General features: G+C 43.8%; 10 protein-coding genes and 1 pseudogene. 3 read left to right on the forward strand and 8 right to left on the reverse strand.

The genetic code is table 11. The features are described 5' to 3' along the window. The first annotated feature begins 101 nt into the window (after positions 1 to 101). Genes CI597_RS15840 through CI597_RS15850 form a run of 3 tightly spaced genes read left to right on the forward strand, consistent with a single transcriptional unit; the run spans position 102 to position 4,077 of the window. The gene (locus CI597_RS15840; RefSeq protein ID WP_235824661.1) at positions 102 to 1,898 is read left to right on the forward strand and encodes a DUF885 domain-containing protein; all 1,797 of its coding nucleotides are present in this window, start codon (positions 102 to 104) and stop codon (positions 1,896 to 1,898) included. A 53-nt stretch (positions 1,899 to 1,951) separates the two neighbouring features. Further along, positions 1,952 to 3,619, forward strand: coding sequence for a phosphoenolpyruvate carboxykinase (ATP) (locus CI597_RS15845; RefSeq protein WP_024728951.1), 1,668 nt, complete (start codon positions 1,952 to 1,954; stop codon positions 3,617 to 3,619). A 20-nt stretch (positions 3,620 to 3,639) separates the two neighbouring features. Then, positions 3,640 to 4,077, forward strand: coding sequence for a MarR family winged helix-turn-helix transcriptional regulator (locus tag CI597_RS15850; protein WP_024728952.1), 438 nt, complete (start codon positions 3,640 to 3,642; stop codon positions 4,075 to 4,077). Between the two features lie 36 nt (positions 4,078 to 4,113). Here the strand turns inward: CI597_RS15850 and CI597_RS15855 are convergent, their stop codons facing one another. The 8 genes and pseudogenes from CI597_RS15855 to CI597_RS15875 form a co-directional block, all read right to left on the reverse strand. Continuing rightward, entirely contained in the window at positions 4,114 to 4,638 is a 525-nt protein-coding gene (locus CI597_RS15855; RefSeq protein ID WP_024728953.1) for a nucleoside recognition domain-containing protein, read from the reverse strand. A 147-nt stretch (positions 4,639 to 4,785) separates the two neighbouring features. Then, positions 4,786 to 4,905, reverse strand: a complete 120-nt coding sequence (locus tag CI597_RS19780; RefSeq protein ID WP_129702095.1) for an LPXTG cell wall anchor domain-containing protein — start codon at positions 4,903 to 4,905, stop codon at positions 4,786 to 4,788. After that, positions 4,902 to 5,120: a prealbumin-like fold domain-containing protein gene (locus CI597_RS15860; RefSeq protein WP_143266096.1), complete on the reverse strand. Its 219-nt coding sequence runs from the start codon at positions 5,118 to 5,120 to the stop codon at positions 4,902 to 4,904. The genes CI597_RS19780 and CI597_RS15860 overlap by 4 nt, the downstream gene beginning before the upstream one ends. Next, a pseudogene (locus CI597_RS18040) lies at positions 5,086 to 5,259 on the reverse strand (prealbumin-like fold domain-containing protein); the annotation flags it as partial. The pseudogene CI597_RS18040 and the gene CI597_RS15860, both read right to left, overlap by 35 nt. Before the next feature lie 123 nt (positions 5,260 to 5,382). Further along, positions 5,383 to 7,101, reverse strand: a complete 1,719-nt coding sequence (locus CI597_RS15865) for an isopeptide-forming domain-containing fimbrial protein (protein ID WP_024728955.1) — start codon at positions 7,099 to 7,101, stop codon at positions 5,383 to 5,385. 29 nt (positions 7,102 to 7,130) lie between these two features. Next, complete coding sequence (locus tag CI597_RS15870; RefSeq protein ID WP_024728956.1) at positions 7,131 to 7,688, reverse strand: hypothetical protein; 558 nt, start codon at positions 7,686 to 7,688, stop codon at positions 7,131 to 7,133. 12 nt (positions 7,689 to 7,700) lie between these two features. Then, the gene (locus CI597_RS17860; protein ID WP_143266097.1) at positions 7,701 to 7,919 is read right to left on the reverse strand and encodes a hypothetical protein; all 219 of its coding nucleotides are present in this window, start codon (positions 7,917 to 7,919) and stop codon (positions 7,701 to 7,703) included. Then, positions 7,873 to 8,109, reverse strand: a complete 237-nt coding sequence (locus tag CI597_RS15875; protein WP_024728957.1) for a hypothetical protein — start codon at positions 8,107 to 8,109, stop codon at positions 7,873 to 7,875. Before CI597_RS15875 ends, CI597_RS17860 begins: the two co-directional genes overlap by 47 nt. Positions 8,110 to 8,513: the final 404 nt, after the last annotated feature.

An 8,513-nucleotide genomic window follows, 5' to 3' on the forward strand; every position in this document is an offset into this window, starting at 1 on the left:
TACTGTGTTTTATTATAGTACATCTTGCAAAGATAGTCTATTTTTTTCCTTTAAAAAATAGTATAATAGTATCTAAGAGATTCTATTCAGAAAGGATTCTTATGCATAAATATACATATCGTAAGTTTCTTGCATTTACCATGGCTGTCATGGTGGCATTCACTGGCTGTTCCAAAGGATCGGACACCGGGAATCCCTCCACAGCGAAAGAATCAGAATCCACCAAAGACAAAGCATCGGACCGGCAGAAGTTTGACTCCTATTTGAACCAGCTTTTCAAGGAACACGTCAATTCCAATACGGTCAATCTGCATTATACCCTTGCACATCCGGAACACTACGGCATCAAAGCCAAAAAGGCCGATCTGGGCAACATCGACTTAAAAGACCTTGACCAGGCAGAAGCCCAATGTAAGAAGGAGTTAAAAAGGCTTGAGAGTTTCAACTACAAAATACTCTCCAAGAGTCAGAAGCAGTCTTATGATTATCTCATGGATTACTTTAAGCGCCAGCAGAAACTGGCACCTTACCCCTATCTTCAGACGGTTTTAAGCCCTACTCTCGGCTCCCAGGCCCAGCTTCCCGTGACTTTGTGCGAATACCCTTTAAGAACCAGGGAAGATGTAGAAACCTACCTTTCTCTGCTCTCCAAAGTCGGTTCCTATTTCGACACGGTCATCCGCTACGAAAAGGAACAGGTCAAACGGGGATATTTCATGTCAGATGCGGATGCCGATGCCGTCTTAAAACAAATCAATGATTTTACAAGGGCCACCGACCACAATTATATGATCGAAGTGTTCAACACAAATATTGATTCGGTTTCAGACCTCAGCACCAACCAGAAGAGAAATTACCGGAAGGAAAACCGCCGCCTGATCTTAGAAGAAGTGATTCCGGCCTATGAGAATCTGTACAGTGATTTGAAGAACCTGAAAGGAAACGGAAAGAACAGGCAGGGCTATGCCCATTTCAAAAATGGGAAGTCCTATTATTCTGCTCTCGCCTCCTATAAAACCGGCTCTGACAAGACCGTGCCTCAGATGATCAAGGCCACCGAAGCACACCTTCTTTACCTTCAGACAGAGATGACAGAGATCATAAAAGAAGATCCCTCCATCTACCATGCTTTTTTAGATTTAGATCTGAATAAATATTCAAGCAAAAAACCATCGAAGATCCTGTCACAGCTGAAGCAGAAAATAAAAGATAAGTATCCTGCTGCCGCCGAAGTAGAGTGTGACATCAAATATGTCCATTCTTCTCTGGAAGAAAACTCAAGCCCGGCTTTTTACATGATTCCTGCCATCGATGACTATAAGAAAAACGTCATTTATGTCAACAAGGCACAGACCGGCCAGGAATCCCTGTACCCGACGCTGGCTCATGAGGGCTATCCCGGGCATCTGTACCAGACCACTTATTTCCACAGCAAAAAGGAACATCCGATACGTTATATTCTGGATTATCCGGGATACAACGAAGGCTGGGCCACCTACGTGGAGATGGACTCTTACAGTTACCTCGATATGAAACAGGAACTTGAGCCTTTAAAGAAGCTTTTGCCGGACAATTATCTGTACAATATGGCTCTGAGTGCCAGAGTGGATATGGGCGTCAACTATGAAGGCTGGAGTGTTGACGAGGCAGTCAAATATATGCAGCAGTACGGAACCATCAGTACCTCCAGCATGAAAGCCCTTTACCGCTATGTCATCCAGAATCCGGCCAATTATTTATGCTACTATATCGGTTATCTGGAGTTCATGGAATTAAAAGATTATTATAAAGAGAAATCTGAAAATGCTTATGATGAAAAAGTTTTTCATAAAATCATATTAGATGCCGGACCTAACAGCTTTCGTATACTCAGACAGCGCATCGACGAAAACCTGTAAATCCGGGTACGATCTTTGTACCTGCAAAACACATAAGTTTAGGAGGAAAGATTATGTCAACAAAAGCACGCTACGCCCATGACGAGATTGGAAAAGGAAAACCGGGTTTTTCAAAGACCCGTTCCATCATTGAGGCCGCATTTTACGGCAACAACGTCATTGAGGTGGTAAACCTGAAGCAGGCATATGAGCTTGCTAAAAATTCTCCGGGAACCATTGTCACCGACATGCCGGTCTACCGCGGAGAAGAGTTCGGCCTGAAAAAAGACACAAAAGTTTTGCTGTTCAATGACGGCTCCGTCACCGGACGCTGTGCGGCAGCCAGAAGGATCGCGGGAAGTCCGAACGTGGATACCAACGATCTGGACTTAAAAGTGATGGACGCGATCTACGATACACGCAAAAAGACCATGTACCACGCAGAAGTCTACATCGGCTTAGACCCGGAATTTATGGTTAAGGCACACCTTCTGATTCCGGAGGGAGAGGAAAATATCCTGTACTCCTGGATGCTTAATTTCCAGTATGAGTCTGATGAATATAACAAGATGTATAAAAGGTCCCGTGCCATCGGCAGCGAGTCTGATATTTATATTTTCTCCGATCCTCAGTGGAGCCACCCAGAACATCCGCTCGGACTTACTTACTTCAACACCCAGACCAACTGCGCAGCTTTGCTTGGAATGCGTTATTTTGGAGAACATAAAAAAGGTACTCTTACCATCGCCTGGGCGATTGCCAACAGAAATGGCTATGCTTCCTGCCACGGCGGACAGAAGGAATACCGTTTAAGTCCGAACCACAGCTATGTTGCATCTTTCTTTGGTCTGTCCGGATCAGGAAAATCAACACTGACCCACGCCGTACACAATAATAAATACGATATCACCGTCCTCCACGACGATGCCTTTATCATCAACACCGAAACCGGTTCTTCCATCGCCATGGAGCCTACTTATTTTGACAAGACCTCCGACTACCCCACCGGGTGCGAAGACAACAGGTATCTCCTCACGGCACAGAACTGTTCTGCAACGAGAGATGACAAGGGCAATGTTGTCCTTGTCACTGAAGACATCCGAAACGGCAACGGTCGGGCAATCAAGTCTAAACTCTGGTCACCAAACCGTGTAGACAAGATTGAATCTCCGGTTAACGGTATTTTCTGGATTATGAAAGATCCTACCATTCCGCCGATCATCAAAGTCAACGGTTCACATTTGGCTGCAGTCATGGGTGCCACCCTTGCCACAAAGCGTACCAACGCAGAACGCCTGGCACCTGGAGTAGACCCGAACCGTCTGGTCGTAGAACCATATGCAAACCCGTTCCGTACTTATCCTCTTGTGGATGATTACAACAAGTTCCGTTCTCTTGTAAAGGACCGCCATGTAGAATGTTATATCTTAAATACCGGCGACTTTATGGGCAAGGATATCACTCCTGGTGTTACATTGTCTGTATTGGAACAGGTTGTGGAGGGCAACGCCCAGTTAAAGCCCTGGGGACCGTTCAGCAACATGGAAACGATCGAAGTTGAAGGATATGTCCCTGATTTCGACGATGAGACCTATGTCAATACACTGAAAGCAAGAATGACGGAACGCCTGAATTTCATCTTTGAGAAAGATACAGAAGACGGAGGATACAATGCCCTTCCTACTGAGGCAAAAGAAGCTCTGGCTAAAGTGATCAGCGAAGCGCACAACCATGTAAAATAAAAGTGAGGTGAATTCTTACCGTGACCAAAGAGCAGCTGAACGACATTGTGGTAAACCTTTTCCATGAAATATCTTACCAGGAGGAAAAAGCGGTCATCACAGAGGAGTTCAAGGACATTTCCAACAAAGAACTGCATATAATCGACGCGATCGGAACCGGCAGTCCGAAGAATATGTCTTCCATCGCAAAAGCCCTGAACATCACGGTAGGAACACTGACCATCGCCATAAACAGCCTTTTGAAAAAAGGCTATGTGATACGCAGGCGCGGGGAGCAGGACCGCAGAATCGTCTATATATCGCTTTCTGACAAAGGGAAGGAAGCCTATGACCATCACAGGCAGTTTCACCGCGCGATGCTGGAAGATGTACTTTCCCGTTTAGACGAAGATGAAGAATGCCTTCTGATACGGATCATGGAATACTTCCGGGATTACTATGAGACGAAAAACAATTAAAAAACGGGAGCTGGAATGATTTCCGGCTCCCGTTTTTTAATGCATCCCGGTGAGAAATACACTCGCCATTACCCCTGCGAAGGTTGCCAGAAGGGCACCTGCCAGGGTGTATCTGGTCTTTTTGATATGTACGGTCGAGAAATAGATAGACATTGTATAAAAACATGTCTCGGTGGAACTTAAAATAATTGATGACATGACACCCTGAGCTGAGTCAGGGCCAAAGTTCTTAAAAATATCCAAAAGGAACCCCGTAGCTGCCGATGAGGAAAACAGCTTTGCAAAGATCACCGGAAGCACGTCCTTAGGAATCTTTAAAAGCTGTCCCACCGGACTCAATACAGATACAAGAAGCTCCAGCGCTCCGGACGTCCTGAAAATCTGCACAGCTAAAAACAGTGCGATCAGGGTAGGGGCAATTTCCATGACTACCTTAAATCCATCCTGGACTCCTTCCAGAAACGGCTGATACATTTCCTTTTTTGAGATCATTCCATACAAGAGTATAATGAATAAAATTAAAGGGATAATAATGCCGGACAGCGAAACAATCACAGTCACACCCGCCTTATTACTTTATATTATAATATATATATGCATCCTCGTCCTATATACCAAAAACAAGTAATATTGAAAGAACTCATTATGATACAGAAAAGGATACCAGACACAAATCGTGCTTCACTGGTATCCTTAGATTATTCTTATTTACTTCCTATGTTTTTTCCTGAGAAGCAGCAGAACGGCACCTGCCGCGCACACAGCCACTATAGCGTAAACAGCTGTATGTGAACTGTCTCCGGTTCTGGAAACCCTTGATTCTGTCACTGATTTACTGGAAGCTTCACATCTTCTGCAAGTTCATAGCCAAACGGGGCTTCTGTCTCCTTTAGAACATATTCTTCTCCAGGTACAAGCTTTCCTGTGACCACGTGTGCCTCTTCTTTTGATGTCCACTCCTCAACGATTAATTCTGATCCGTCTTCCTGAATCTTAATGATCTGAAGCTCAGCTCCCCCCCAGCGCTTTCTTTGTGGCTGCATCCAGATTGTAGCCTTCCGGCGCTTTAGTTTCCTGGAAATAATAGGTTCCAAGCCCCAGATAATCAAATCTGATCTGCCCCTGTGCATCGGTCTTAAGCCCCTGAGCCACTAATTCTCCGTCTGCTTTGTAAAGGCTGAATTCTACTCCTTCAAGAGCCTGAGCATCTTCACTGCTCGCCTTTTTAAGGAGAACGGAACCTGAACTACGTCAGACTCTTTCTCTCCGATCACTAATTTGTGTTCCGCCGCGTCCAGTACATAATCATCGATAATAGGTGTTGCCGTATTTCAGCCCGGCATCAAACGCAATTCGTCCCTTTTTATCCGTTTTTAAAACACTTCCAACTTCATTTCTGTTATGGTCATAAAGCTGGAATTCTACATTTTCCAGCGGAGCATTATCTTCTGCATCTGTTTTATTTAAGATAAAACGAATGTTGTCACCTGTCAGGCCGCTGTTCATTCCGCTTAAGATCAATGGAACACTGCCGCTGGTTGCCTTGGTCTCTTTGGCACTCGCATCAAAGGTAACTGTGTTTTTAATATTTCCTGTGGCAGATGTAACGTCTGTGATAAAGACTACTTCAAACTGATGAGTTAAATCCAATCCGTCCGGGAATGTAAACACGATCTTGCCTGAAACATCATCATAATCTGTCTCCATTCCGGAAATCAGTTTATTGTTTGCCGTCACATCGATCAGCTTTACAGATCCCTCTCTGTAAGTCAGTCCCGACTGAAGCTGGTCTGTGATCTCAGCCTTCTGTTTTGTAATTACCGCATGGTTTTTGTTGACGTTTACGGTCCACTCTACATAATTTCCTTTTTTATAAGAAGTGGTCTTTTCTACGTCCGGCGTATAGTTTACATTTACTGCAGCTTTCGCTGTCAGCTCCGTTTTAAACTCGTCTGCCCGTACGCTGACTTCATTAACTGCACTTACCTTTTCGGGTTTTGTCTCAACCTTTGTCTCATCAGTAACGGTACTCAGGGTCAGATCATTCTGATCGGTCGGAAGCATCTGTTCCGGAAAATAAATAATAATATTGTTACCGCTTACCTCATAGTAAGGCTGTTCTGCGCTCTTCTCTGTTCCAAGAACTGTCTTTCCGTATTTGAGGCTTCCCTCTACGAGTCTGTGGCCTTCCGGCAGCTTCTCCGTGACAACCATGTTATGGATATAAACGTCTTTTGACCTGAGCCAGATCGTCCAATTGAATTCATCTTTGCTGCTGTTATAGCTTCCCTTCTTGGGAACAAAAGTCTGGATATTTACGGAACCTGTTCCTGTAATGTCCTGTTTGTTTCCGTCCCATTCGAGATACACATGATTTTTAAAAGAAATTGCCGGTGAGCTCCCATTTGCATTCTGAGTGAACTGAAGGGCTCCGCCCTTAATCCTGGTTGTATATGTGATCGTACATTTGTTTTTTCCAAGATCCTTTATGGTAAAAATTAATTCGTTTCCGTTTACCTGCACATTTTTTTCATTCTTGCCCTTATAGTTAGCATTAAAAGATCCGGCAATGTATTCAAGCCCTTCCGGAAGCACATCTTTAAATTGAATGTCTCCATTCACTGTTTTGGTTGGATTGTTATTGACAGTGACTGTCCATTTTATGGTATTATCATCCCCAACTCTTGCAAAAGCTCCTGACTTTGAAAGTCCCAGCTTTCCTTCCTGATATCCAATTCCCCAGCTTGAATCCTCATAATCGGAAATGCTTACGTGATTTCCAACCGTCATGACTGCCGTATTTCTTACACTTCCTTGTTTTACAGCCGCCTGAGTATCCAGCCAGATCTTATAATTTACATATACAAAATCACTGTTGAACTTTGGATCAAGCGTTACTTTAAATTCTCTTGTTGTTTCATCATATGTGTATTCATTTACATCAGGTGTGCTGCTAGCCGCCTTCTTAAGGTTCACCGCCGTTTTTCCGCCGTATTTTACGGTCAGCTGTCCTTCTGCTTCCATCAGAGAGGTTCCTTGCGGAAGCTTATCTGTCACTGTGACAGGAAGTTCCCTGCCTGTACAGAAGCATTTGCCGAAGCTTCGCCTTTGCCGTCCCCTGTCTTAATTGTCACAGCATTGGCTGCACTGGCAGACATATCTTTAGCATAGCTGGATTTATAATCGGTTTCAAAAAATTCATCTGTAAGCTTTGTTTTATAAGTAATCGTGTGGGAACCATTGCTGATCTTTCCGAACTTATAGTTCCATCCATTGTCAATGAGCTCAGGGTCAGCAGTCTTTGTTCCGTCTAACTCCATAGAGCCTTTTACAAAGACTTGTTTCTTGTCAAATGTATCTGTCAGAATGTATCCTTCCAGATTGTTGTCTCCCTTATCCGGTGTGGCGTTGACCGTCCATGTGATGGTCTGGTCTTCTCTGTTCAGGGCTCCTTTTTTTGTAACTCCAGGATTTTTCTTTGTCACTTCCGGCTCATAGTCGGTCCGATACTCCTGTCCAAATCCTTCAATATTAGACTGTGTCAAAGTTTTCGGAAATTTTATTGTGATGGTTGCGTTGTTATTTACTGTCCAGTTCGGAACTTCCTCCACAGCGCCTGCCTGTTAATTATTCAACTTCTGCGCAACGCCGCTAAGACCATCTAAATGGAACACGTTCGGAATCTTAAACTCATATCTGATGATCACATTGCTGTCTTTGGTGACAGGATGAGATTCTGTGAACGCATTTCCTAAATGGTCTGTAAATGCAAATTTAGTTAAGTATTTGGAGAAATCACCGTTTGTCACTGCAGGCTCTGATGCCTGTTTTACGGACTTCACGGCTGTTTTTTTCTGTATTGCTCTCTGTAACGGTCTTTTGCTCTGTTGTAGAAGTAATCTGTTCTGATGCAGTCTCTGTTCCTGCTTCCTGTGCATAGACATTGGTGAACGCATCGTTTCCTGCGATAAATGATATCATCAGCACAAAAGCCGCAAGGACTGCAAGACTTTTTCTTACCTTTTTGCTCATTTTTAATACCCCCATTTATTATTTGAAAGAACAAAGTGGGCAAGTCCATTTCAACACCCCAACCCCTCCCTCACTCTTTGAGGGGCTTGACAACTTTGGGTGCCAGATGCAATTTGCCGCAGGCAAATAATTTCCTTACGCATCTGTGCACAACCCGCGGAGCGTTTTTATTTCATAGGGAAGGTCGTAGAACTTTCCTATGAAGATTAGGGTGTCAAAAGGTCATTGACCTTTGATATAAATTTGTACCTTGAAAATTTAACACGATATATCAATTCATCCGAACATTTGGTAAAATATAAATATCAAATATCGAGGTGATTCGCATGGCTTTTGTATCAAATAATAGTCAACAAATGTCGTTGACTGACAGCACATTTAACCTGACAGAAAGAGAACGTAGG

The organism is Anaerostipes hominis (ex Lee et al. 2021), assembly GCF_002270485.1.
Classification (GTDB): Bacteria; Bacillota; Clostridia; order Lachnospirales; family Lachnospiraceae; genus Anaerostipes; species Anaerostipes hominis.